The following is a 24,274-nucleotide window of genomic DNA, read 5'->3' on the forward strand; positions in this document are numbered from 1 at the left end:
GGCGGGCCGTCATGACGCTCCCGCATACCGGCCGGGCGTTGGCCGACGCGGCACCCGTGCCGTACTGGCTCGACCGCCCGGACCGCCCCGACCCGCTACCGCCGCTGAGCGGTCGGCACTCCGCCGACCTGCTGGTGATCGGCGGCGGTTACAGCGGACTGTGGGCCGCGCTGTTGGCGAAACAGGCGGACCCGGACCGGGACGTGCTGCTCGTCGACGCCGGGACCTGCGGTTGGGCGGCCTCCGGGCGCAACGGTGGTTTCTGCGCCGCCTCGCTGACCCACGGCCTCGCCAACGGTGTCGACCGGTTCCCCGACGAGGTCGGCGAGTTGGAACGCCTCGGCCGGGACAACCTGGACGCCATCGCCGCCACCGTCGAAAAGTTCGACATCGACTGCGACTTCGAGCGCACCGGTGAGCTGGCCGTCGCCGTCGAGCCGTACCAACTCGACGGGCTGGCCGCCGACGCGGACCTGGCCCGCCGGTACGGCCACCGGGTGCGGTTGCTCGACCGGGACGAGGTGCGCGCCGAAGTGCACTCACCGACGTACCTGGGTGGGATGTTCGACGCCGACCGGGTGGCCATGGTGGACCCGGCGAAGCTGGCCTGGGGGCTGCGCCGCGCCTGCCTCGACCTCGGCGTACGCGTGCACGAGCACACCCGGGTCACCGGACTGCGCGCCGCCGGTGCGGCCCTGCATGCCAGCACCCTGGGCACCGGTCCCACCGCCCACCCGGCCGACAGTGGCCGGGCCGACACCAGTGCCGCCGGCCTGCCCGGCTCGATCCGGGCGCGTCGGGTCGTGCTGGCCACCAACGCATTTCCGCCGCTGCTACGCCGGCTGCGGGCGTACCTGGTGCCGGTCTACGACCACGTGCTGATGACCGAGCCGCTCACCCCCGCCCAGCGCGACGCCATCGGGTGGCGCAACCGGCAGGGGCTCGCCGACACCGCCAACCAGTTCCACTACTACCGGATCACCACCGACGGACGGATCCTCTTCGGCGGCTACGACGCCGTCTACCACTACGGCAACCGGGTAGCGCCCGAGTTGGAACAACGACAGGCCACCTTCACCACCCTCGCCCGCCACTTCTTCACCACGTTCCCGCAGCTCGCCGACGTGCGGTTCAGCCACCGCTGGGGCGGAGTCATCGACACCTGCACCCGGTTCTGCCCTTTCTTCGGCACCGCCTACGGCGGTCGGCTGGCGTACGCGGCCGGCTACACCGGCCTCGGCGTCGGAGCCACCCGCTTCGGAGCCCGGGTGCTGCTCGACCTGCTCGACGGCGGGAACACCCCGCTGACCCGGCTCGACCTGGTTCGCCGCAAGCCACTGCCGTTCCCACCGGAACCCGTCCGCGCGGTCGGCATCAATCTCACCCGCTGGTCACTGGCCCGCGCCGACGCGCGCGAGGGTCGGCGCGACCTCTGGCTCCGTACTCTCGATCGTTTCGGTTTGGGGTTTGATTCCTGATGCGTGTCCTCCTCGTCGGCGCCGGTGGCGTCGGCTCCGCCGCCGTAGCCATCGCCGCCCGACGGACCTTCTTCGAGACCATCGTGGTGGCCGACCACGACCCCGTTCGGGCCCAACGGGCGGTCGCCGGGCACGGTGACCGTTTCGTCGCCGCCCGGGTGGACGCCTCCTCGGCCGACGCGGTCACCGCACTGTGCCGGGAGCACCGGATCACGCACGTGCTGAACGCCGTCGACCCGCGGTTCGTCATGCCGATCTTCGACGGCGCGTTCGCGGCCGGCGCGGACTACCTGGACATGGCGATGTCGCTGTCACACGTCGAGACCGGCGTGAAGCTCGGCGACGAACAGTTCGCGCTGGCCGACACCTGGTCGGCGGCCGGTCGGCTGGCGCTGTGCGGCATCGGGGTCGAGCCCGGCCTCTCCGACGTCTTCGCCCGTTACGCCGCCGACGAACTGTTCAGCGAGATCGACGAGATCGGTGTCCGGGACGGGGCGAACCTGACAGTCGACGGGTACGACTTCGCGCCCTCGTTCTCCATCTGGACGACCATCGAGGAGTGCCTCAACCCGCCGGTCATCTGGGAGAAGGACCGGGGCTGGTTCACCACCGAACCGTTCTCCGAGCCGGAGGTCTTCCACTTCCCCGAGGGGATCGGGCCGGTCGAGTGCGTCAACGTCGAGCACGAGGAGGTGCTGCTCATCCCGCGCTGGGTCAAGGCCCGGCGGGTCACCTTCAAGTACGGCCTGGGCGACGAGTTCATCGAGGTGCTCAAGACGCTGCACAAGCTCGGACTGGACGCCGTCTCCCCGGTGCTGGTACGCGGCGTCGAGGTCTCCCCGCGCGACGTGGTCGCCGCGAGCCTGCCCGACCCGGCCACGCTCGGCGCCCGGATGCGCGGCAAGACCTGTGCCGGCACCTGGGTACGCGGCCTCGGCCCGGACGGGCAACCCCGCGAGGTCTACCTGTACCACGTGGTCGACAACGAATGGTCGATGCGGGAGTACGGGCACCAGGCGGTGGTCTGGCAGACCGCCGTCAACCCGGTCGTCGCCTTGGAGTTGCTCGCCAGCGGCGCGTGGGCCGGCGTGGGCGTGCTCGGACCGGAGGCGTTGCCCCCGATGCCCTTCCTCGACCTGCTGAACGGTTACGGCTCACCATGGGCGATGGAGGAACGGTGAGCCCACCCCGCTGACGGCATAGCGACAGTTCCGTCACCGCCGTTCGATCTCCGGCCGCTGCCGATGCGGTGCGTGGTGATCTGCGGCTTTTGTTGGTGCTGATACCCGCACGATCGGCCCTGCCCCGCCAGCCTGGAGGGTTGCCGCACCTGCCGACTCGTCGCCCGCCAACGCGCCCACCGATCTTTCCCGCGAAGCGAAAGGCGCAGGTGACGAACGCGACGGAGGATATTGCACGCTGTGTTTGCGACGACACTCATCGCCGTGACGATGCAACCACCACAGCACCCGGGGCCGCCGTACCCGCCGTCGTTCGGCCAGACGCCCCGACCGAACTGGTTCCGCCGGGCCACTCCCGCCAGCCGGGTCGCCGTGATCCTCGGCTCGGTCACGCTGTCGATCCTGCTGCTCTGCTGCACCGGCACCGCCATCGTCGGCGCGTTGACCGGCGAGCCGGAGCCGACCAGGACCGGCACCGCCGCCGAGCAACCACAACAGCCGATCCTGGCCGCGCCCGGCGAGCCGACCGAGGAGGCCCCGGCCCAGGAGGAGTCGCCGATCGCCGCGCCCTCCACAGTGCCCTCGTCGGTGCCTGCGACGGCGCCCTCGTCGGCGGCGGCCGTGCCGGTGGTGCAGGTGACGACCGTGACGGAGAAGGCCACCATCCGGTACGGCGAGCGGACCGTCAAGGACTCGTCACTGGCCGAGGGCAAGCGGGTCGTCCGGACCAAGGGCGTGAACGGCGTCCGGACCATGACCTACGAGGTGACCACCACCGACGGCGTGCGGACGGCCAAGAAGCTGGTCAAATCCGCAGTGACGAAGCAGCCGGTGACCCAGGTCGTGGCCGTCGGCACCAAGAAGCCGCAGTCGTCGAAGTGCGACCCGAACTACAGCGGCTGCGTCCCGATCGCCAGCGACGTCGACTGCGCGGGTGGCAGTGGCAACGGCCCCGCCTACGTCAGCGGGCCGATCAGGGTCATCGGCGACGACATCTACGACCTGGACCGAGACGGCGACGGCATAGCCTGCGACTAGTCCTGAACCCCCCGACCTGCGTCACACCCCTTTCACCCCTTTCACCCCTTTCACCCCTCTCACCCCCGCGATCTTGCACTTTCTGCGGTTACTTATGCCCCCTATCGGACATATCTTCGACAGAAAGTGCAAGATCGTGAGGGTGAGGGCTTTGGGGTGGGATCTTGGGGGTTGGTGCTAGCACGGCTGAGGGTCTTATGGGAGTTGTCCACAGGGGAGTTGGTTTTCCACAGGTCGTTCTTACGGGGCACTCGCGGAGATTCGGGTCGGTCAGCCTCCCTCCATGGCAACTCAGTTGTGGCGTACGGACGCGCTGATGCGGCAGCTCACCGTTGGACGGATACGTACTCGGCTCGACCGCGAGGAAATCCTGCGTGTGCGCAGAGGGGTCTACGCCGACAAGCCCTGCGACGACGACGACGAACTGCGTGCCCTGATGCTCCGGCTGCCCGACGGAGCGATGTTGGCGCGGCAGAGTGCCGCCCGCCGATACGGCTTCGGGGTCCTGCGCGACGATCTGATCCACATCCAGTTGCCCGCCGAGGTGCCAAAGCCCCGTCTGCCCGGGGTGGTCGTTCACCGGACGGTTCTACCTGCTTGGCCGATCTTTGTCGCAGGCCTACCCTGCGTGCCGCCGGCGCGCTGTGCAGTCGACCTCGCTCGCGCCGCTCGTCGGGTCGACGCACTCCCAGTGCTCGACGCCGCGCTGCGGTCGGGCTTGGTCACCCAGGATGACCTGCTGGTCGAGGTTGCGGCCCACAACTCATTGCGGGGTGTCCGCCAGGCCCGCCAACTAATACCGCTAGCAGACGGCAGGGCGGAGTGCCGACAAGAAAGCCAGTTGAGACTGATCCTGATCGACGGAGGCCTGCCGCCGCCGGAGCCGCAACTATGGGTTACCGACCGCCATGGCATCCCTCTGTACCGGCTCGATCTGGGTTACCGCGAACGCCGAATCGGCATCGAGTACGACGGGCTGTCGCACCTGAGCCGCGATCGACTCAGGCACGACCGTGAGCGGATCAACTGGCTGGCCGCAGCGGGTTGGCGGATGCGCTACTTCACCGACCGCGACCTCTACCGCCGCCCAGAACACATCAAAGCCACCATCCGCGCAGCCCTCTCCTAACCACCCCCCGTGCCCTCGCCCTCGCCCTCGCGTCCTCGCCGATCTTGCACTTTCTGCCCCGACAAAAAACGCCTTACTCATATTTCGGCAACACAAAGTGCAAGATCGGCGGGGCGGGGCGGGGCGGGGCTCGGCGGGGCTCGGCGGGGCCGGGCCGGGCCGGGCCGGGCCGGGGCGGGGCGGGGCGGGGGTGGGTGACTTTCGGGGGCCTCGTGACGCGGGTCACTGTTGATTGCTTTGGCTCTTCGTGGTGTTGGGACGTTTGGCGCGGGGCGTGTGAGACGGGGACGAAGAGGGTGGGGGGCTGGGTTGCGATGGTTTGCCCGCTGGACAGCCGCGTGGAGGATGGCTGCGGCGGGTGCTTACAGAACCCTTAACCCGGGCCTGCGACGGTATGCCGGGCAAGCCGAACTGGGGGAGCGGGAAAACGTGCGGGTGCTGGTGGCGGACGACGAGCGGTTGTTGGCGGACATGGTGGCCGAAGGGCTGCGCCGCCTCTCGATGGCCGTCGACGTCTGCTACGACGGTGACGGTGCGCTGGAGCGGGTCGGGGTGAACCGGTACGACGTCGCGGTGCTGGACCGGGACATGCCCGGCCACACCGGCGACGAGGTGTGCCGCAGCATCGCCGACTCACAGGTCGGCACCCGGGTGCTGCTGCTCACCGCGGCGGCCGGCATCCGGGACCGGGTGGAGGGCCTCGGCCTCGGCGCGGACGACTACCTGACCAAGCCGTTCGCCTTCGCCGAGTTGGTGGCCCGGGTGCAGGCCCTCGGGCGACGGTCGACGCCGGCGCTGCCACCTGTGCTCGCCCAGGACGGCCTGGCCCTGGACGTGGGTCGGCACCTGGCCACCCGGGACGGCCGTCCTCTCGCGTTGAGCCCCAAGGAGTTCGCGGTGCTGCACGTGCTGCTGCGCGCGGACGGCCAGGTGGTCAGCGCCGAGGAGTTGCTGGAGCAGGCCTGGGACGAGTTCGCCGACCCGTTCACCAACGCCGTACGGGTCACCGTGATGACCCTGCGCAAGAAGCTCGGCGATCCCGCGATCATCCACACCGTCCCGAAGGCCGGCTACCGCATCGGCGGCACCGCGTGAGCTGGACGCCCCGACGTCGGGTGCTGCTGGTGGGGCTGTTGGCGCTGCTGGCCGGCCCGGTACTGCCGGCGATGGGCAAGTGGCTGTCGGGGGTGACCTGGAACTGGGGACAGCAGTTCTGTGACCTGCCCGTGCCGGGGATGTCGGCGGTGTGCCGCAACGTACGGCCGGGGGCTTTCATGCTGCCCCTGCTGGCTGTCCTGCTCGTGACCCTTGCCGTCCTGGTGGGGCTCTGGTTCGCCGCGGCGTGGTGCCTGCGCCCGGTCGCTGACCTGGCCGGGCCGATCGGGCAGCTCGGCCCGCAGAACCTCGGTCACCGGATCCGGCCCCGGGGTGGCGACGAGTTGGCCCGGCTGTCGAGGGCGATCGACGAGATGATGGAACGCGTCTCCGCCGGCTACGAGGGGCAGCGGCGGTTCGCCGCGAACGCCTCGCACGAGCTGCGTACGCCCCTCGCCGTGCAGCGGACGCTCATCGAGGTCGGTATGGCCAGGGCGCTCACCGGCGAGCAGTTGGAGTTGCTGACCAGTCAGCTGCTGGAGACCAACGAGCGCAACGAACGACTGATCGAGGGTCTGCTCGCGCTCAGCGAGAGCGACCAGGGTCTCCGTTCGCGGATACCGCAGCGGTTGGACGCGATCGTCGAGGCGGTGCTCGCCGGTTACCTGGACCGGGCCCGGGAGGCCGGCGTCACCGTGGAGACCCATCTCGAACCCCGGATGGTCGTCGGCGAGCGGGTGCTGCTGGAACGACTGGTCACCAACCTGGTGGAGAACGGGATCAAGTACAACCGGCCGGGCGGTTCGCTGACCGTCGTGGTGGGCGGCGTGCCCGCACTGTCAGTGGTCAACACCGGCCAGCCCGTGCCGGCCGAGGCGGTCGCCGGTCTGTTCGAGCCGTTCCGCCGACTCGCCCGGGACCGGACCTCGCAGGGCGGTGGGGCCGGGCTGGGCCTGGCCATCGCCCGTTCGATCACCCAGGCCCACGACGGCATCATCGCGGCCCGGTCCGCCGAGTACGGCGGCCTGCGGGTCGACGTCCAGCTACCCACAGTGAACTGACACTTCCACCCACAGTCACCGGGGTCCACGTACCGCTGGACCCTGCCTGTGGCGTGCCCGAAAAAGGAGAGACGATGACAGGCACAGTTGGTCAGGTCCGGGCCGATGTCGAGGAGGCCAGCCGCTGGTTGGCCGGCCACGTGGTCCGCACCCCAGTGCTGCGCTCCCCGCTGATCGACGAGCTTGCCGGGGCACGGGTGCTGCTCAAGGCGGAGAACCTCCAGCACGGCGGCTCGTACAAGATGCGGGGTGCGCTGCGTGCGGTCGGCCGCCTCGCGGTGGCCGGCCACACCGGGGTGATCGCGCAGAGCACCGGCAACCACGCGGTGGCGGTGGCGTTGGCGGCCCGGCAGCACGGGCTCGCGGCGACAGTGGTGCTGCCGGTCGACGCCGCGTCGACGAAGGTCGACCGGGCGCGCGCGGCGGGGGCGCGGGTGGTGTTCGCGGGCACCAGCGTCGAGGAGCGGGTGGCGGTGGCCAACGGGCTCAGCGACGAGAGCGGTCACCCCGTCGTCGACGCGTACGACCACCCGGACGTGATCGCCGGGCAGGGCACCGCGAGCCTGGAGCTGATCGAGGACGCCGAGCGCGTGGGGACGCCGTTGGACGCGTTGGTCGTACCGGTGGGTGGTGGTGGCGGGGTGGCCGGCGCGTGCCTGGCCGCCGCCGGCTCCGGCATCGAGGTGTACGGCGTGGAGCCGGTGGGTTGCGACTCGCTCGCCCGCAGCCTGGCGGCAGGTGTACGCGTGCCGGTTGCGCCGGCGCCCACCATCGCGGACGGGCTGCGGCCGTCCTGCGTGGGGGAGCTGCCGTTCGCCATCGTGCGGGACACGCTGCGGGGGGTCGTCCGGGTCGACGACGACCAGATCGCGGCGGCGTTCCGGCTGATCCTGACGGAGCTCAAGGTGCTCGCCGAGCCCTCCGGGGCGGCGGGCCTGGCCGGCGCCCTCCGGCTTCCATCGGCCGGCGAAGGCCGAAGGGTGTCGGACAGCGACCGGCGGCGGACGGTTGGCGTGGTGCTGACCGGCGGGAACGTGGAGGCGGCGCTGGTGGCCCGCTTGATGGCCTCGCGATCGGCCGACCTGGCTGAGGAAGGGGTGGCGGCGTGAGCGCGCCGGTTCGGATCGGAATCCTGTTCGGTGGGCCGTCGGCGGAGCACGAGGTTTCCTGTGCCTCCGCGCTCGGGGTGGCCCGGGCGCTCGCCGGTGGCGGCTACCGCACTGTGGCCATCGGTGTCACCCGCAGCGGCGGCTTCCGGCTGATGCCCGACGCGCTGCTGGCCGAGTTGCGCGACCGACCGGCCGGCGAGCGGGCCATCGACGACCAGTTGGTGGTGACCGGGCCGGCCGTCGAGTTGCGGGCCGGTCCGCGTGCGGGTGTCGTGCAGGTGTCCGCCGGTAACGCCCCCGGCGCGGTGCACGCCGAGCTGGACGTGGTCTTCCCCGTGCTGCACGGTCCGTACGGAGAGGACGGCGTGGTGCAGGGGCTGCTGGAGTCACTGAACGTGCCGTACGTCGGGTGCGGCATCCTCGCCTCGGCCGTCGGCATGAACAAGGTGGCGATGAAGCGGGCGCTGCGCGCCGAGGGCATCCCCGTCACCCCGTACGTGTCGTTCGACGCGCACACCTACCGGGAGGTCGACGACCCGGAGAAGTTGGTGACCGGGCTGAGCCGGCCACTGTTCGTCAAGCCGGCCAGTATGGGCTCGTCGATCGGCATCTCCCGCGTCGACGAGGGTGACGACCTGGCCGCCGCCGTGGAGGAGGCGCTTCGCCACGACCAACTCGTCATTGTGGAGCAGGGGGTCGTCGGCCGGGAGTTGGAGTGCGCGGTGCTCGGTGGCTGGCGTCCCGAGGCGTCGGCGGTGGGCGAGGTGCAGGTCAGCGGTGGCTGGTTCGACTACCAGCAGAAGTACTTCGGCGACGCCGACCCGATGATCGTTCCCGCCGTGCTGCCGGACGAGGTGACCGCGCGGGTCCGCGAGTTGTCGCTGCGCGCGTTCGCAGCGATCGGCGGTTGGGGTCTGGCCCGGGTCGATTTCTTCTACGACGCCGGTGAGCTCTACGTCAACGAGCTGAACACCATGCCCGGCTTCACCGCGCACTCGATGTACCCGAAGGTGTGGGCCGCCGTCGGGGTCGGCTACCGGGAGGTGGTGGACCGACTCGTCGAGTTGGCCCGGGTCCGGCATGCGGAACGGTCTGCGGGCACGGCGGGGAGCGTCCGATGATCCTGCTCTCCGACCCCCGGGTGGCGGCGGTGCCCAGCGCCGACGACGGCGAGGAGTTCGTCGACCTGCGTGAGGTGTCGGAGTTGCGGCTCGACGGCCGGGCGGCCGACCCGGCCGGGGCGTACGCCCGGTTGCGCGCGGGTGTCGTGGACCGCCTGCTTGCCGCGCAGCGTGCCCTGCCCGGTGGGCTGCGGCTGCTGGTGGTCGAGGGCTACCGGCCGTACCAGGCGCAGCTGGCCATCTTCACCGGCTACCGCGACGAGCTGCGTCGGCGGCACCCGGACTGGTCGCCGCAGCGGCTGCACCGGGAGACCACGAAGTTCGTGTCACCGGTCGAGGTGGCCCCGCACAGCACGGGTGGAGCGGTGGACCTGACGCTCTGCACCGACGACGGTGTGGAGCTGGACCTGGGCACGGCCATCGACGCCACACCCGAGGACAGCGCCGACGCCTGCTTCACGTACGCGCCGACGATCGGGGGCGCCGCCCGCCGGCACCGGCAGATCATGGTGGACGCCCTCGGCGGCGCGGGGATGGTCAACTACCCGACCGAGTGGTGGCACTGGTCGTACGGCGACCGTTACTGGGCGCTGATCACCAGGGCCCCGAGCACCCGGTACGGGCCGGTGGACCTGGCCGCCGCACGATCGATACCCGTGCCGGCTGAACGGTAGGACGCTCCGGTCCGTACCGGTGGGTGAAGAACACCACCGAGGACGGGAGTGACGGCGATGAGGGTGCAGCGCAGGCACGTGCTGGCAGCGAGTGTGGCGGTGCTCGCCGCGGTGGGCGTGTCGGTGGGGACCAGCTTCGGGTTCGCCGACACGGCCCCGGCACGGTCGTCGGTCTGCTCCGGATCGGTCACCTTCTCCGCGGAGGGCGGGGCGCCGGCGGCGACCAGCGACCGGTTCCCGGTGGGCACCCGGCTGCGGGTGACCAACCTGGACAACAACCGGGCGGCCACTGTGACGGTGACCGGCCCGTCGGGCAGTTGCGTGCTGCTCAACTCCGCTGCCATGGAGCTGGTCCGTGAGCCGGGCAAGAACGTGATCCGCCGCAACGTGGTGGAACGCGTCGACGGCGCGGCCCCGCCCGCCGGCGCTCCGGCCCCCGGCACGGTCCGTCCCGGCGTCGCGTCTCCCGGCGTGCCCGGCCCGGCGCCTCAGTCGGTGTGCTCCGGGGCGATCACCTTCTTCGAGGAGGCGGCCGGTCCGGCGGCGACCAGTGGGCAGTTCCCGGTGGGCACCCGGCTGCGGGTGACCAACCTGGACAACAACCGGGCGACCACTGTGACGGTCACCGGCCCGTCGGGCAGTTGCGTGCTGCTCAACTCCGCCGCCATGGAGCAGATCCGCGAGCCGGGCAAGAACCTGGTGCGCCGCAACACCGTCGAGGTGCTTCGCTGACATCGCCGGACGGGCCCGGCACACCGGGCCCGTCGCCGGAGGGGCCCGTGCACCGGGCCCCTCCGTCGCTCACCCGAAGGCGGCGTCGAGGAGGTCCGCGCCTCGGGTGAGGTGCCCGTCGGAGATCACCAGCGGGGGCAGGAAGCGCAGCACGTTGCCGTACGTGCCGCAGGTCAGGGTGAGCAGGCCGGCGGCGTGACAGGCCGCCGAGATCGCCGCCGTGGCGGCCGGGTCGGGGGTGAGGGTGCCCGGCAGCACCAGCTCCACGGCGAGCATCGCGCCCCGCCCGCGTACCTCGGCGACCCGGGGATCCCGCTCGGCGATGGCCCGGAGCCGGGGGACCAGCACCGACTCGATCCGTCGGGCCGCACCGGCCAGGTCCAGCTCGTGCATGGTCTCGATGGTGGCCAGCGCGGCGGCGCAGGCGATCGGGTTGCCGCCGTACGTGCCGCCGAGCCCACCGACGTGCACCGCGTCCATCAGCTCAGCCCGACCGGTCACCGCGGCCAGCGGCAGACCACCGGCGATGCCCTTGGCCAGTGTCACCAGGTCGGGTTCGACGCCCTCGTGCTGACAGGCGAACCAGTCACCGGTACGGCAGAAACCAGTCTGGATCTCGTCGGCGACGAAGACCACCCCGGCCGCCGTCGCCCACGCGCGCAGCGCGGGCAGGAAACCCGGCGCGGGTACGACGAAGCCACCCTCGCCCTGGATCGGCTCGATGAGCAGCGCGGCGACGTTCTCCGCGCCGACCTGCTTCTCGATCATCTCGATCGACCGGGCCGCCGCCTCCGCGCCGGAGAGCCCACCATCACGCAGCGGGTACGACATCGGCACCCGGTAGATCTCCCCGGCGAACGGCCCGAACCGGTGCTTGTACGGCATGTTCTTCGCGGTCAACGCCATGGTCAGGTTGGTCCGGCCGTGGTACGCGTGGTCGAACACCACGACCGCCGGCCGTCCGGTGGCGTGCCGGGCGACCTTGACGGCGTTCTCCACCGCCTCCGCGCCGGAGTTGAACAACGCCGAGCGCTTCGCGAACCCGCCGGGCGTCACCGCGTTGAGCTGCTCGCAGACCGCCACGTACGACTCGTACGGCGCGACCATGAAGCAGGTGTGGGTGAACCGCTCCACCTGCGCCCGGACCGCCTCGACCACCCTCGGGGCCGAGTTGCCCACGCTGGTCACGGCGATGCCGGCGGCGAAGTCGATCCACTCCCGGCCGTCCACGTCGGTGATCGTCCCGCCGGACGCCCTGTCCACGTAGGACGGGATCACACTGCCGACACCTCGGGCCACGGCGTCGCCGCGCCGTTTGTGCAGCTCCTCGGAGGTCGACGCGGCACCGCTTTTCGTTCGCGGCTGGGGGGCTCGCAAGACCGGCTCACTCCTCGCGCTCACCTGTCAGCCCTCGATGTTGTGCATGACGTGCTTGATCCGGGTGTAGTCCTCCAGGCTGTAGACCGAGAGGTCCTTGCCGTGCCCGGAGTGCTTGAAGCCACCGTGCGGCATCTCGGAGACGAACGGGATGTGCGTGTTGACCCAGACGCAGCCGAAGTCGAGTCGACGGGTCATCCGCATGGCCCGGCCGTGGTCGCGCGTCCAGACCGACGCGGACAGGCCGTAGTCGACGCCGTTGGCCCAGCGCACCGCCTCGTCCTCGTCGGAGAAGCGCTGCACGGTGATGACCGGCCCGAACACCTCGTCCTGGATGATCTCGTCGGCCTGACGCAGCCCGGAGACCACTGTCGGCGCGTAGAAGTAGCCGCGTTCGCCCTGCCGGGACCCGCCGGTCTGGATCGCGGCGTGGTCCGGCAGGCGGTCCACGAAACCGCTGACCCGAGCGAGCTGGTTGGCGTTGTTCAGGGGACCGTAGAGCACGTCGGCGTCGTCCGGTGCGCCGGTCTTCGTGTTGCGGGCCTGCTCGGCGAGCGCCGCCACGAAGTCGTCGTGGACGCCGGGGCCGGCCAGCACCCGGGTGGCCGCCGTGCAGTCCTGCCCGGCGTTGAAGTAGCCGCCCATCGCGATCGCCTCGGCGGCCGCCGCCACGTCCGCGTCGTCGAAGATCACCACCGGGGCCTTGCCGCCCAACTCCAGGTGGGTGCGCTTCAGGTCGGGGGCCGCCGCGGCGGCCACCTCCATGCCCGCGCGGGTCGAGCCGGTGATCGACACCAGCTGCGGGGTCGGGTGCGACACGAGGGTACGACCGGTGTCCCGGTCGCCGCAGACCACGTTGAACACCCCCGGCGGGAAGAACTCGGCGGCGATCTCGGCGAGCAGCAGCGTCGACACCGGGGTGGTGTCCGACGGCTTGAGCACCACTGTGTTGCCGGCGGCGAGCGCGGGGGCGATCTTCCAGACCGCCATCATCAGCGGGTAGTTCCAGGGGGTGACCTGCGCGCAGACGCCGATCGGCTCACGCCGCACGTAGGAGGTGTGCCCGGCCAGGTACTCCCCGGCGGACCGCCCCTCCAACATCCGGGCGGCACCGGCGAAGAACCGGAACTGGTCCACCGCCGGGGGAAGCTCCTCCTCGGCGGTGAGCTGGCGGGGCTTGCCGGTGTTGCGCACCTCGGCGTCGACCAGCTCGGCGGCACGCGCCTCCACGGCGTCGGCGAGCTTGAGCAGTGCCCGCTGCCGCTCCGCCGGGGTGACCTCCCGCCAGCTCTCGAAGGCGGTGGCGGCGGCGTTCATCGCCGCGTCCACGTCGGCGGCGCCGGAGACCGGGGCCTGGGCGAACACCTCACCCGTGCAGGGGTCGACCAGGTCGGCGTAACCGCCATCGGACGGGTCGACGTAGGAGCCGTTGACGAAGTTGCGCAGCTGCTGCTGGTCACTCATGAGGGATCACTCCGAGGGGGCCGGGGGCGCGGTTCTGCGGCGGTTATCGCAATCTCTCTGCCATCTTCGCTACTGAATTCGCGGCAGACAAGGGTTATCGCGACTGTTTCCGTCGGCCGATGGCTCGGCTACTCTGCTCCGCGTGGAGCCCGTACCCATCTTCGTCGCCTCCCGCCCCGCCACCGGCGAGGGTGAGTTCACAGTCCACCACCCGTACGACGGCCGCCCGGTGGGGCGTACCACAGTCGCCACGCCCGAGCAGGTCGACGCCGCCGTCGCCGCGGCGGCCGGTGTGGCCGCGCAGGCCGCGGCCCTGCCCGCGCACGCCCGCGCGGCGGCCCTCGACCACGTGTCCCGGCGGCTCGCCGAGCGCGCGGGCGAGATCGCCGCCCTGATCACCGCGGAGAACGGCAAGCCGCTCAAGTGGGCCCGCGCCGAGGTCGGGCGTGCGGTGTCGACGTTCCGGTGGGCCGCCGAGGAGGCCCGCCGCTTCTCCGGCGAGTTGCAACGACTCGACACCGACCCGGCCGCCGAGGGGCGGATCGCCCTGGTCCGCAGGGTGCCGCGCGGGCCGGTGCTGGGCATCACGCCGTTCAACTTCCCGCTCAACCTCGTCGCCCACAAGGTGGCGCCGGCCATCGCCGTCGGCGCGCCGATCATCGTCAAACCCGCGCCCGCGACGCCCCTGACCGCGCTGCTGCTCGGCGAGCTGCTGGCCGAGACCGACCTCCCGGCCGGGATGTTCTCGGTGCTGCCGCTGCCCAACGACCGCGCCGCCGAACTGGTCACCGAACCCCGGCTACCCGTGGTGTCGTTCACCGGCTCCGGGCCGGTCGGCGCGGCCATCCGCCGCGCCGCGCCCCAGAAGCACGTGACACTGGAGTTGGGCGGCAACGCCGCCGCGGTGCTCTGCGCGGACTGGACCGCCGACGAGGACCTGGACTTCGCCGCGCGGCGCATCGCGACGTTCGCCAACTACCAGGCCGGCCAGTCGTGCATCGCCGTCCAGCGGGTGTACGTGCACCACGCCCTGCACGCCGACTTCCTGCCCCGACTGGTGGCAGCGGTGCGGGGGTTGCGGACCGGTGACCCCGCGTCCGAGCTGACCGACGTCGGGCCGATGGTGTCCGAGGACGCGGCCCGCCGGGTCGAGACGTGGGTGGCCGAGGCGGTCGCCGCCGGCGGCACCGTCGAGGTGGGCGGCCTCCGCGACGGGGCGACCTACCCCCCGACCGTGCTCACCGGCGTGCCGGCGAACGCCAAGGTCGTGGCCGAGGAGGTGTTCGGGCCGGTGCTGGTGGTCACCCCGGTCGCCGACGACCAGGCCGCGTTCACAGCGGTCAACGACTCGGCGTACGGCTTGCAGGCCGGCGTCTTCACGCGGCGCCTGGACGTGGCCTTCGCCGCCGCCCGCGCGCTGGAGGTGGGCGGGGTGATCATCGGTGACGTGCCGTCGTACCGCGCCGACCAGATGCCCTACGGCGGAGTGAAGGGCAGCGGCGTCGGCCGGGAAGGGCTGCGCAGCGCGATGGACGACTACACCGAGGCGCGGGTCATGGTGCTGACCGGCCTCGCGCTCTAACTCGGGTCGGCCGGCCAGGTGCCGTCGTCGCGCACCCGGGCGGGTGCGCGGCCGAGCAGCAGGGTGGTCAGCGCGGCGTCGATGGTGTCGCCGAGGAACCACTCGCCGGCCTGGTCGAGCGCGAAGACCCGGCCGCGCTCGTCCACCGCCAGGATGCTGTCCTGCTGCTCGGTGCCGATCGGAAAGAGGCGTACGCCGAGCACCGCGCCGAAGTCCGCGAGGGTGTCGGCGGTGTGCGCGACGGTGTGCGGGCGGATGTCGAAACGGGAGATCCACACCTGCTCGCCCCGGCCGCGTCGCGCACCGACCAGGCTGGGGAACGCGGTGAGCGCCTCCACCGCGGCGGGAAAGACCTCGTGCCGATGGTTGCGCCCCGGCACCGACGTGACGTCCCGTACGGCGGCGGCGGCCATGATCTGATCCCCGATGTGTGGCTGCCAACCGGCCGCGACCAGTGCGTTCGCGACCTCCGCCGGGAACCGCCCAGGATCAGGGTCGGGTGCCTCCGGCGCGTTCCAGGTCTCGGTCCAGGCGCGAGTCGACTCCGGGAGGACGTTCGCCCGGACCAGGAAGGAGATGCACGAGTCGCAGGGCCGTTCGGCGGGCCCGCCAGCGGGGTCGCCCGGCTCACGGACCCGGAAGATCTCGAAGCGGGCCCCCTCCAGCAGCGCCGCCGCCTCGGCCCGCCCCATCGGCGCGATGCCCTCGGCGGCGCGGCGGTGGTCGTACTCGTGCAGGACGTCGGAGACCACGATCAGCTCGGCGTGCGCCGCCCCGCCGCGAACCAACTCACCGGGCGGCAGTTGGTCGAGATAGTCGCGGACAAGGGGGTGATGGTTGAGTGGCACGTCGGCCTTCGTGCCCTGGGCCGTCCAGATCCGTCCGTCGATGGTCAGGTGCGCGGCGGTGTTCGGGGTGGCACCCCGATGGATCTCCCGGACCAGCAGGCTCGACGGGTCGAGAGTGCGGAGGGCTGTCGGCCCGGGGGGCCGGCTACGCCGGTAGAGCTCCGCCACCACAGCGCTCGGCACCCGGGGCCAGGTGGTGACAGTGCCGGTCTGCTTGTCGATGACTGTCGTCGGCAGGTCACCCGGCACCGTGGGCACCTCGGTGGGCACGACGGACGTGATGACCCACCCCAGGTCGAACTCGTCGACCATCGCGGTGCACTCGTGGCCGAGACGCTGCGAGTCACGGCGGGCCCAGGTGGCCGCGAGCTGCTCGGCCTGTTGACGGTCGATCACGCTATGAAACTACCGGACTACACGGATCGATGGCGGCCGGTATTGTTTCGCTCTACCGACGGTGACGGGAGGGCGGCGGTGGGGGAACAGGCGGACCGGAGCGTCAATCGCGAGCTACGGGCCCGATTCGACGACGTCTATGGGCAATACCAGCAGCTCAGATCCAGTTTGGACACCCTCCAGACGCGACTCGCCGCGCTGCGGGTGACCCGCCGTTCGGCCGACGGGCAGGTGACGGTGACAGTTGGTGCGCAGGGCCAGGTGATCGAGGTCGAGCTGACGCCGGCCATCTACCGGGCCCGCGACGCCGACGCGCTCGGCCGAAAGGTCACCGAGACGATCCGGGCCGCCGCGACCGCCGCCGCCGACGCCACCCGCGACCTCGTCGCCGAGAGCATGCCGGCCGGCTCCGGGGCGACGGACTTCCTCAGGACCGGCGACTACGCCACGCTGCTCGGTCGGGCCGACGCCGTCCTCGGCACAGGTGAGGCGAAGCCATGACCGACGGGCAGCTCTGGCTTGATCCGTCCCGGGCCCGCCGGGGCGGTGCCGACCTGGCGCTCGCCGGCGAGGCGGTGACGGCCCGACGTGCGGCGGAGGGAGGCGCGATCGAGGCCGCCAGCGGTGCCCGGCCCTGGGGTCGCGACGACATCGGCGCCGCCTTCGAGCGCAACTACCGCGGGTTCGAGCAGACCGTGCTGCGGGCCTGGGCCGGCGTCGGGCACCGGCTCACGGAGCTGGGCAGCGACGTGGTCGAGGCGGTCGACGCGAGCGTGCAGACCGACGGGGCCAACGCCGCCCGGGTCGGCCGGGCCGCCGACCGGCGCTGACGGCCGACGAGCTGAGATGAGCGTGCTGCCGAGCCCCATCCCGCACCCCCTGGACCACGCGCCGTGGGACGTGCCCGGCTGGATCTACGAGGCACTCGACTGGGTGGTCGGCGTGCAGTGGCCGGACGGCAACGAGCGGGCCGTCTGGGACGTCGCCGACCAGTGGTATGCGGTCGCCTCCGTGCTCGCCGGGCCGCACGCCGACGCCGCCACCGCCGCCGTCGAGGTGCACAACGGGTACGGCGGCGTCGGAGCTGTCGACGCGGCGTTCGAGGCGGCCTGGCGGGGGATCGCCGAGAGCGCCGACGCCCCGCTGCCCGTGCTGCTCGCGGTCACGGCCGACCTGGGCCGACTGGTCGAGGAGTGCGGTTGCGACATCGAGGGCGCCAAGCTGGAAGTCTGGATCGAGCTGGGCATCCTGGTCATCGAGTTGCTCACCGTTGCGGTGGCGGCGGTGCTGACCGCCGGTGCGGCAACCCCGGCCGCCGGCGTGGCGATCACCGCGACCCGGCTGCTGGTCCAACAGATCTTCAAGCGGCTGATGGGCCAACTGGCCAGCAAGTCCCTCAAGCACGGGCTCAAGGAGGCCGGCGAGCGGGCCGCCAAGGAGGTCGCCCGAGGTGGCGCGCGTGGGCTCGCCAAGCGGGCCGCCCGGGGCGGGCTGGAGGAGGCCACCGAGGAGGCCGGGGTCACCCTGGCCACCCAGGCGTACCAGAACTCCACCGGGCGGGCACACGGCCTGGACCTGACCGATCTCGGCGCGTCGGCGGTGGGCGGGTTGGCCGGCGGGGCGGTGGCACCGCTGGCTGGCCTGGGCCGGCACGCCACCGGGCGGGCGGCGAAGGTCGGGGAGCACCTGGGGCGGGAGATGACCGGCGAGGTGCTCGCCGACAGCGCGGCGAGCCTGGCCACCGGTCAGGGCCTGACCTCGATGGAGGACGTGGCGCGCGCCGCCGCGTCCGGGGCCACCGGTTCGGCGACCGGGCAGACCGACCACGCGCTACGCGCCCGGCTCGACGCGCAGGCCAACGCCCTCACCGGAGCATCGTTCACGGGCCCCTCCCTTCCGCCAGTGTTGCCCGTCGCGGGGGATGCGGCCGCTACCGGAGCAGCTCCCTCCTTCGGGGTCTCGTCTGCCGCGAGTGCTTCTTCCGCAGGGGCTGTCGGCGGTGTGGCTTCGGGTGGTCTGGTGACGGCTGCGGGCGTTCCGATGCAGGCGACGGAGGCTGTCGCCGCCACTACGCCTGACCAGCTGGCTGCGCCGACGCCACCGGTTGCCGAGCAGTCACGAGGAGCCGGGCCGGCGTCTCCGGTCGTGCCCGAGGTGCACACGTCGTCCCCGACGCCAGTTGGCGCGCTGTCCGACGTGGACGTGGCGCACAGTCCGGTCGGCGCCTCCGAGACGGATGGGTCGTTCGGCGACAGAGCGGGCGTCCCGCACCCGGTCACGGCCGACCCCGTGCTGTCGGCGGCGACCACCAACCCGGCCACGTCGGCGGTAGGCGATCCGAGTCAATCTGTGGTGGGTGCTGATCCGAGGCTCTCGTCGGCGTCCGCGCCCGTGGTCGGTCCCCTCGAATCGGGCAGCGGGCCGGCTGCCACCGGTGTGCCGCCGGTCCAGCCCGGCAGTTCCCCGCACGTCACCACCTCCGGATCGACCGCCTGGCCTCCGGCGACCGGCCCCTCCGCACCGACCGCCTGGCCTCCGGCGACCGGCCCCTCCGCACCAACGATCACCCCAGGCCCGGCGGCACCGATCACCTTCGGCGCCCCGACGACCGCCAACGGGCCGCTGCCCGTCGCCTCCACCCCACCGGTGGTGGGTCGATTCACCGTGCCGGCGCGTGTCCCGACCCGGCAGACGCCCGCACCGGTGCGCGCGCCCGACCATCCCGCCCGGGGAAGGGCGTCGATCCCCGTCGACGTGGCCGCGTTCGGTGCCCCGTCGGTGCGCGAGCCCGAAACCGACGACGCGTACGCGGCGCAGTGGGCCGCAGCAGCCGAAGCCGCTGAGCGGCGGCGCTACCAGGACCACTACGAATCGCTGCGGATCGGGTTCGAGAACAACCGCCGGCAGGCCGAGGCCGCCCGACTGCGCACCCGTGCCGTGGAGCACGATCGCCGAGCCGTCGAGTACGCCACCTACGCCCGCCAACTGCACCAGGCCGGCAACCGGCAGTGGGCCGACGGCTGGCAGCGCGCCGCGAACGAGGAAGCACGCGCGTACTCCGAATGGCGTGACCTGGCAGACGCGGTGCTGGCCGGCACCACGGCCCCGCCGGTCGTGGACATCAGCGCCACCTTCGAGCACGCCAACCGGGACGTGGGCGCGCTCGCGCTCGGCGCGGTGGAGACCACCGGCCCGTCCAGGCTCACCGGCGACGACGATCCGCCGCCGATCGACGACTCCCGGCCGTACGGGCAGCCCGGAGGACTCCGGCCACCGCTCGCCCTGCACCAGGTCGACGTCGAACGACAGATGCCCCGTGGACCGGACGGCACCGTCACCCGCACCGCCGACCCCCGACACGGCGGCTGGTTCGGGCTGCTCAACGACGGCGGTCCCGTGGCCGACGCCACCCGGGGCATCAACTGCCTGGACTGCACACTGTCGCTGTTCGAGACGTGGGTGCACGGGCGCCCCCGCGTGTCGGCGCCACGAACCTTCGACGGCTACCTCGACGGTGACATCCGGCGCCCCATCCGTGGCGAGGCGGGCGGCCCGGGCCGGGTGGAGGACGTGACCGGCGGGCGCTTCCAGAAACTCCTCGCCCCCGCTTCCGGCCAACGCACGGACTCCGCACAGGCGCGGCAGGCCGCCGACCGGGGCTACCGCAACCTGCACGACCAACTGCTGCTGGGCGGGCACGGCAGCTACTCGTTCCTGGTCACCGAGTGGGCGCACGGCGGTTCGCACGCCTGGGTGGCGCTCAACCAGAACGGCACAGTGCTCTACGTGGACCCACAGAACGGCGTGGTCCGGGACCGGCCGCTCTACCCCGACGTGGTCGGCATCGACGCGCTGGTGCTGAGCGGAGACGGCCGACCGATGCCGCTCGGCGGACTGCCCCGGGGCCGGTTCAGCGAACGGCCCGACCTGCCGGATCACCCGCCGACACACGACGACGGCGGCCACGGCGACCCGTACATCAACCGGATGTACCTGCTCCTCGACGGCCCGGGCTCGGCCCCCCATGCCGATAGCGGACAGAACCGAATCGAGACCGGGCAGGAGACCGCGGCAGAGGAGCGGGGCAACCGCGGTTGGCAGGCTGCCGATCCACTGTTGCCCGCGGATGAATCTGGCCGCCAGTTGAACCCGAAGGATTGCGAGTTCCTCGGCATCACACCCGATGCCGTCCTGGCCTGGGCCGACAGGTCGGCGCCTCTTGGAGCTACCCGGGAGCAGTTTGCACAGATGACGGCCGATCTCTTCGATGCATTGCGGGAGGATGGTCTAGATCTGTCAACTGTCGACATTCGGCTTCAGGGCTCATCGGCTCGATTTTTCTCGGGTCCCCACAAGCAGATGCCGACGGAGTCCGAGTTGGTCGACGACCCGGAGGCGTTGGCGCGTCTGCAGGGCTGGTCGCAGGGGCTGCCGCTTCCACTGCGTAGGCCGTTCGACTCCATGTACCGGCTGGGTCTGGAAGAGCCGAGTGATTTCGACTTCCAAATTTCCTCTGATGAGATGGTGGAGCAGGCACGGCAACATGCGGCCGAAAAATATCCTGGCCTTCGTGTCGTCAACGCGAGGTACGGTTTTGTGACGAAGAAGGTGGCGCGAGAGTGCTTCCCTCACCTGTTTGATTGGGCCGAACGGCACGCACGTAATCTGGGCCGCGACGTGGTGCCGGCGATTTTTCCTGGTTCCGGCCCGCCGGATCGATCCGGAACCGGAGTGTCGTCCCACTTCCAAGATTCGGACTGGATTGTTGGGGAACCGAATGTCAGCTAGTTGGGTAATTGATCTACGCGGGGAGATGGACCGGGCCACATTGGGTCGTCTGCGAGCGGTGCTCGGCCTGAACGCAGTCGGACGTCTTGGCGACGACTGGGACGAGTTGTTCGGCGAAGTCAGACGGACGATCGCAGGGGTGTCTACGAGCGTTGGGCTCTGGCGCGACGTGGACAGCCAAGGGTGGCGCCTCGACATCGACGTGCTGGCGGAGCCGAGCGACTCGGACGTGCGGGATCTGCTGGCTGCGGTCCGGGCGGAGGTTGAAGCGGCGGGCGTGCAGGTCGCCTCGATCGAGAGTCGCCGATAGGCTTCGAAGTCGACACAGTCAATTCGGGTTAGCGCCCGGGATTGGTGACGAATCGGATGGGCGGCAGGCTGACCTACTACGTGGTCTACCGGCATGACGAGAGGATCGGGGGTCCAGCCGGACTCTTCGTAATGGACGTAGGCGCAGGTAATGCCATCCTCTGGGATCACCGCAGTGGACGCTGGGCCTTCGATCCGGCTCTGGTCGTTCGCTTTGTTGACGACTATCGAAACGTCGACCGCTTCGAAACTGTCGATCGGGCCACGGCCGAGAGGGTGGCTGAGACCGTCAGTGGGGGCGCGCTGCCCGACGAGGACGGCATCCGAGCCATGTTCACGCCTGATGTCAACGCCGGCGGCCCGCAGCCATCCGGTCGGCAGTGATTGCGCGTGCAAGCGAGAGAGCAGGCGCTCATTCGTGGGATTCGGCAGCGGACGGTCGTCCTGGGTTGGCCGGTGGGTCGAGGAGGCCGTGACGAGGTGGGCTTGCCTGAGCGTGGGAGCGATCGGCGGGGCCCTGGCGGGGCCGAATAAGATCGACGCATGGCGAAATCTGGTACGCAGAGCGTCAGGTCGACTGTCTGGGCCTGGCCGGTCGGCCTCCTGATCGGTCTGGCGATCGGTATCCCCGTGTTCGGTGCGAAGGGTGGCGTTGCCTTCGGTATCGCCTTCTGTACTGCCTTCGCCCTCGGCCTGGGTGCGATCAGGGGCCGGGCCGGCGGTGATCCTGCCCAGGATGGCGGGGCCACCGGAGATGGCGTCGGTGCTTCAGGCCGAGGGTGATCGACTCCGGTTCATTGATGTCGGGGCATCCAGGCCGGCGGGACCACCCGACTTCCGTGAAGCCGAGTGGATCATGGAGCGCGCCGCACGCGCCGCACGCGCCGCACGCGCCGCACGCGCCGAGCGCGCCGAGCGCGCCGCACGCGCCGAGCGCGCCGAGCGCGCCGCGCGCGCCGAGCGCGCCGCGCGCGCCGGGCAGTGTTGCCGAGGCGGTGGCCGTACAGGAGGAGTTGCGGCCGCTTGTCGACCTGGTCGGGCCGGGGCCGAGCGCGCCTGCGACGGTGGCGGGCCTGGACGTCGCGTACGCCGAGGGTGGTGACCTGCTGGCGGCGGCAGTGACGGTGCTGGACGCCCGGGCCCTGGCGGTGGTGGACTCCGCGGTCGGTGTGGGGCGACCCGCGTTCGATTATGTGCCGGGGTTGTTCGCCTTCCGTGAGCTGCCCGCGTTGCTCGCTGCGCTCGACCGGCTGACGACCATCCCGGACCTGCTGGTCTGCGACGGGCACGGGCTGGCCCATCCGCGCCGTTTCGGGCTCGCCTGCCACCTGGGGGTGGTCACCGGGTTACCCGCGATCGGCGTGGCGAAGACGCCACTGGTCGGGGCGTGGGATCCGCCGTCCGCCGAGCGGGGCGGCTGGTCATCGTTGCGCGACGGTGGTGAGGTCGTCGGTCGGGTGCTGCGGACCCGCGACGGGGTGAAGCCGGTCTTCGTCAGCATCGGCCATCGGATGAGCCTGGAGAACGCGGCGGCGCAGGTGCTCTCGTTGACTCCGCGCTACCGGCTGCCGGAGACCACCCGCACCGCCGACCGGCTGTGCCGTGACGCCCTCGCCGAGGCGGAGCGCGCCCGCTGATTGGCTGGTCAGCCCAGCCGCCGGGAGGTCGGCGGGAGGGGTGGTAAACCGTAACGCCGCACACATGCGGGGCGCTCTATGACCGGTGGGACAGGTGGGCCGGTAGTAGCCTGGCCGGCGGACCCCACCCGGGGAGAACGGCGAGGTAATCATGACAGTGCGTCGACGCGTGGCACGGCTCGCGGCGGTCTGCGGTCTTGCGGGCGGCCTGGTGATGCTCGGTGCGTCACCGGCGCTGGCCGACCAGGACTCGGTCCGGGTGGGCGCGGCCAGCAGCTTCGCCGCCGGTGGTTCCGCGCAGGGGGTGAACGTCGCGGTGCGCAAGCGCACCGACGGGTGTGTCCTGCTGCGTACCGCGCTGGGCTTCAGCCTGCAGGGCCTCCAGCCGAACCAGGTGGCGGTCGAGGTCAACGCGGGCGGGCGCTGGTTCCCGGTGGCCGTCACCGGCGGCACCGGCACCGTGTCGACAGCGCAGACGTCACCCTTGAAGCCGACCCTGTGCAAGGGCAAGGGCATCACGGTGCGCTACCGGGTGGCGTTCGCGGCGGGTTCGCCGGGCGGCCGTCTCGTGGTCACGGGCGTGGGCATCAGCGCCTCCGGCCAGACGCTGGGTCGCGCCACCGATGCGGCGCGGCTGACCGGAGCGCGGGTCACTCCGTCGCCGACTCCGTCGCGGTCGAAGACGCCGTCGCCGACTCCGAGCCCGACCGAGGTCGCGACAGTCGACGAGGCGGTGAACCCGGCGGCGCAGGGCGGCGTCTCCGCGGCGCCGAGCACCACGGCGACCGCCGCCGAGTCGTCCGGGGGAGGATCGCCGGTGATGTACTTCGGCATTGTGCTGGTGGCGGTCGGACTGCTACTCATCGTGCTGCTGTTCCGTCGCTCGCGGCAGGACCGCAAGCCGTCCGACGAGGCGCCCGACACCCTGCCGGGCAACCCCGGCGGCACCACCTACCGGGCCGGGGGTGGGTTGCCGGCCGCGCCCGGTCGCCCCGGTCAGGTGTACGGCCAGCAGCCGCCGGCCGCCGCCTGGGGTGGCGCGGTGCCGTCACCGCGTCCCGCCGCCGGCGGGGTTTACGGTGCCCGGCCGGACACCCCCGCCCCGGAGGCCACCCAGCCGATGCCGGGCCGGCCCGACGGCCGCCCGAAGCCCGGTGACCCGCCCACCGACGGTGACGGCCACACCGTGTTCATCCCCCGCCTCCCCGGCTGAGCGGAGGACGGCCCGGCCCTCCGTTAGGCTCAGGATCGGTGT

General features: G+C 71.7%; 21 protein-coding genes. 18 read left to right on the top strand and 3 right to left on the bottom strand.

Features of this window, described 5'->3' with window-relative positions:
• Positions 1-11 precede the first annotated feature (11 nt).
• The 10 genes from ACFYPG_RS24425 (at position 12) to ACFYPG_RS24470 (ending at position 10,618) form a co-directional block, all read left to right on the top strand.
• Positions 12-1,478, top strand: a complete 1,467-nt coding sequence (locus ACFYPG_RS24425) for an FAD-dependent oxidoreductase (RefSeq protein WP_355005586.1) — start codon at positions 12-14, stop codon at positions 1,476-1,478.
• Positions 1,478-2,659: a saccharopine dehydrogenase C-terminal domain-containing protein gene (locus ACFYPG_RS24430; protein ID WP_387353992.1), complete on the top strand. Its 1,182-nt coding sequence runs from the start codon at positions 1,478-1,480 to the stop codon at positions 2,657-2,659. The genes ACFYPG_RS24425 and ACFYPG_RS24430 overlap by 1 nt, the downstream gene beginning before the upstream one ends.
• A 270-nt stretch (positions 2,660-2,929) precedes the next feature.
• Complete coding sequence (locus tag ACFYPG_RS24435) at positions 2,930-3,697, top strand: G5 domain-containing protein (RefSeq protein ID WP_387354235.1); 768 nt, start codon at positions 2,930-2,932, stop codon at positions 3,695-3,697.
• A gap of 283 nt (positions 3,698-3,980) precedes the next feature.
• Positions 3,981-4,826 carry a DUF559 domain-containing protein gene (locus ACFYPG_RS24440; protein ID WP_387353993.1) on the top strand — a complete coding sequence of 282 codons (846 nt, stop codon included), beginning with the start codon at positions 3,981-3,983 and terminating at the stop codon, positions 4,824-4,826.
• A 429-nt stretch (positions 4,827-5,255) separates the two neighbouring features.
• Positions 5,256-5,921, top strand: a complete 666-nt coding sequence (locus tag ACFYPG_RS24445; protein ID WP_355005583.1) for a response regulator transcription factor — start codon at positions 5,256-5,258, stop codon at positions 5,919-5,921.
• The gene (locus ACFYPG_RS24450; protein ID WP_387353994.1) at positions 5,918-6,982 is read left to right on the top strand and encodes a sensor histidine kinase; all 1,065 of its coding nucleotides are present in this window, start codon (positions 5,918-5,920) and stop codon (positions 6,980-6,982) included. The genes ACFYPG_RS24445 and ACFYPG_RS24450 overlap by 4 nt, the downstream gene beginning before the upstream one ends.
• Before the next feature lie 74 nt (positions 6,983-7,056).
• A complete protein-coding gene (locus ACFYPG_RS24455) occupies positions 7,057-8,091 on the top strand; it encodes a threonine/serine dehydratase (RefSeq protein WP_387353995.1) in 1,035 nt (344 codons plus the stop codon).
• Positions 8,088-9,212, top strand: coding sequence for a D-alanine--D-alanine ligase family protein (locus ACFYPG_RS24460; RefSeq protein ID WP_387353996.1), 1,125 nt, complete (start codon positions 8,088-8,090; stop codon positions 9,210-9,212). The genes ACFYPG_RS24455 and ACFYPG_RS24460 overlap by 4 nt, the downstream gene beginning before the upstream one ends.
• Positions 9,209-9,886 (top strand): M15 family metallopeptidase, encoded by a 678-nt coding sequence (locus ACFYPG_RS24465; protein ID WP_387353997.1) that lies wholly within the window; start codon positions 9,209-9,211, stop codon positions 9,884-9,886. Before ACFYPG_RS24460 ends, ACFYPG_RS24465 begins: the two co-directional genes overlap by 4 nt.
• A gap of 57 nt (positions 9,887-9,943) precedes the next feature.
• Positions 9,944-10,618 (top strand): hypothetical protein, encoded by a 675-nt coding sequence (locus tag ACFYPG_RS24470; RefSeq protein ID WP_357232569.1) that lies wholly within the window; start codon positions 9,944-9,946, stop codon positions 10,616-10,618.
• 69 nt (positions 10,619-10,687) lie between these two features.
• Here ACFYPG_RS24470 and gabT read toward each other — a convergent pair whose 3' ends face one another.
• Both gabT and ACFYPG_RS24480 read right to left on the bottom strand, forming a co-directional pair.
• The gene (gene gabT, locus ACFYPG_RS24475) at positions 10,688-11,995 is read right to left on the bottom strand and encodes a 4-aminobutyrate--2-oxoglutarate transaminase (protein ID WP_387353998.1); all 1,308 of its coding nucleotides are present in this window, start codon (positions 11,993-11,995) and stop codon (positions 10,688-10,690) included.
• Between the two features lie 27 nt (positions 11,996-12,022).
• The gene (locus ACFYPG_RS24480) at positions 12,023-13,459 is read right to left on the bottom strand and encodes a gamma-aminobutyraldehyde dehydrogenase (protein WP_355005576.1); all 1,437 of its coding nucleotides are present in this window, start codon (positions 13,457-13,459) and stop codon (positions 12,023-12,025) included.
• A 142-nt stretch (positions 13,460-13,601) separates the two neighbouring features.
• Between ACFYPG_RS24480 and ACFYPG_RS24485 the strand changes: the two genes are divergently transcribed.
• Positions 13,602-15,041 carry an aldehyde dehydrogenase family protein gene (locus ACFYPG_RS24485; RefSeq protein ID WP_387353999.1) on the top strand — a complete coding sequence of 480 codons (1,440 nt, stop codon included), beginning with the start codon at positions 13,602-13,604 and terminating at the stop codon, positions 15,039-15,041.
• Here the strand turns inward: ACFYPG_RS24485 and ACFYPG_RS24490 are convergent.
• Positions 15,038-16,285, bottom strand: a complete 1,248-nt coding sequence (locus ACFYPG_RS24490; RefSeq protein ID WP_355005574.1) for an SUKH-3 domain-containing protein — start codon at positions 16,283-16,285, stop codon at positions 15,038-15,040. The two genes, ACFYPG_RS24485 and ACFYPG_RS24490, sit on opposite strands and share 4 nt — an antisense overlap.
• Before the next feature lie 78 nt (positions 16,286-16,363).
• On the opposite strand from ACFYPG_RS24490, the gene ACFYPG_RS24495 reads away from it, so the two are divergent.
• The 7 genes from ACFYPG_RS24495 to ACFYPG_RS24525 all read left to right on the top strand — a co-directional run bounded on the left by ACFYPG_RS24495 (position 16,364) and on the right by ACFYPG_RS24525 (position 24,232).
• Positions 16,364-16,786, top strand: coding sequence for a YbaB/EbfC family nucleoid-associated protein (locus ACFYPG_RS24495; RefSeq protein WP_355005573.1), 423 nt, complete (start codon positions 16,364-16,366; stop codon positions 16,784-16,786).
• Positions 16,783-17,115 carry a hypothetical protein gene (locus ACFYPG_RS24500; protein WP_355005572.1) on the top strand — a complete coding sequence of 111 codons (333 nt, stop codon included), beginning with the start codon at positions 16,783-16,785 and terminating at the stop codon, positions 17,113-17,115. Before ACFYPG_RS24495 ends, ACFYPG_RS24500 begins: the two co-directional genes overlap by 4 nt.
• Positions 17,116-17,131: 16 nt before the next feature.
• Entirely contained in the window at positions 17,132-21,073 is a 3,942-nt protein-coding gene (locus tag ACFYPG_RS24505; protein ID WP_387354000.1) for a toxin glutamine deamidase domain-containing protein, read from the top strand.
• A gap of 139 nt (positions 21,074-21,212) precedes the next feature.
• Positions 21,213-21,383: a hypothetical protein gene (locus ACFYPG_RS24510; RefSeq protein ID WP_387354001.1), complete on the top strand. Its 171-nt coding sequence runs from the start codon at positions 21,213-21,215 to the stop codon at positions 21,381-21,383.
• Between the two features lie 56 nt (positions 21,384-21,439).
• Positions 21,440-21,766, top strand: coding sequence for a hypothetical protein (locus tag ACFYPG_RS24515; protein ID WP_387354002.1), 327 nt, complete (start codon positions 21,440-21,442; stop codon positions 21,764-21,766).
• Positions 21,767-22,377: 611 nt separating this feature from the next.
• Positions 22,378-23,019: a deoxyribonuclease V gene (nfi, locus tag ACFYPG_RS24520; RefSeq protein ID WP_387354236.1), complete on the top strand. Its 642-nt coding sequence runs from the start codon at positions 22,378-22,380 to the stop codon at positions 23,017-23,019.
• A 151-nt stretch (positions 23,020-23,170) separates the two neighbouring features.
• Entirely contained in the window at positions 23,171-24,232 is a 1,062-nt protein-coding gene (locus tag ACFYPG_RS24525; protein ID WP_355005568.1) for a hypothetical protein, read from the top strand.
• The last annotated feature ends 42 nt before the right edge of the window (positions 24,233-24,274 follow it).

Source organism: Micromonospora sp. NPDC005553 (assembly GCF_042871765.1).
In the GTDB taxonomy this organism is placed as follows: domain Bacteria; phylum Actinomycetota; class Actinomycetes; order Mycobacteriales; family Micromonosporaceae; genus Micromonospora.

What these genes read in the sequence shown, in the direction of transcription:
- ACFYPG_RS24425 (WP_355005586.1), top strand. Translation starts at nt 12, where the DNA reads ATGACGCTCCCGCATACCGGCCGGGCGTTGGCCGACGCGGCACCCGTG.
- ACFYPG_RS24430 (WP_387353992.1), top strand. Translation starts at nt 1,478, where the DNA reads ATGCGTGTCCTCCTCGTCGGCGCCGGTGGCGTCGGCTCCGCCGCCGTA.
- ACFYPG_RS24435 (WP_387354235.1), top strand. Translation starts at nt 2,930, where the DNA reads ATGCAACCACCACAGCACCCGGGGCCGCCGTACCCGCCGTCGTTCGGC.
- ACFYPG_RS24440 (WP_387353993.1), top strand. Translation starts at nt 3,981, where the DNA reads ATGGCAACTCAGTTGTGGCGTACGGACGCGCTGATGCGGCAGCTCACC.
- ACFYPG_RS24455 (WP_387353995.1), top strand. Translation starts at nt 7,057, where the DNA reads ATGACAGGCACAGTTGGTCAGGTCCGGGCCGATGTCGAGGAGGCCAGC.
- ACFYPG_RS24465 (WP_387353997.1), top strand. Translation starts at nt 9,209, where the DNA reads ATGATCCTGCTCTCCGACCCCCGGGTGGCGGCGGTGCCCAGCGCCGAC.
- ACFYPG_RS24470 (WP_357232569.1), top strand. Translation starts at nt 9,944, where the DNA reads ATGAGGGTGCAGCGCAGGCACGTGCTGGCAGCGAGTGTGGCGGTGCTC.
- ACFYPG_RS24480 (WP_355005576.1), bottom strand. Translation starts at nt 13,459, where the DNA reads ATGAGTGACCAGCAGCAGCTGCGCAACTTCGTCAACGGCTCCTACGTC.
- ACFYPG_RS24500 (WP_355005572.1), top strand. Translation starts at nt 16,783, where the DNA reads ATGACCGACGGGCAGCTCTGGCTTGATCCGTCCCGGGCCCGCCGGGGC.
- ACFYPG_RS24505 (WP_387354000.1), top strand. Translation starts at nt 17,132, where the DNA reads ATGAGCGTGCTGCCGAGCCCCATCCCGCACCCCCTGGACCACGCGCCG.
- ACFYPG_RS24515 (WP_387354002.1), top strand. Translation starts at nt 21,440, where the DNA reads ATGGGCGGCAGGCTGACCTACTACGTGGTCTACCGGCATGACGAGAGG.
- ACFYPG_RS24525 (WP_355005568.1), top strand. Translation starts at nt 23,171, where the DNA reads ATGACAGTGCGTCGACGCGTGGCACGGCTCGCGGCGGTCTGCGGTCTT.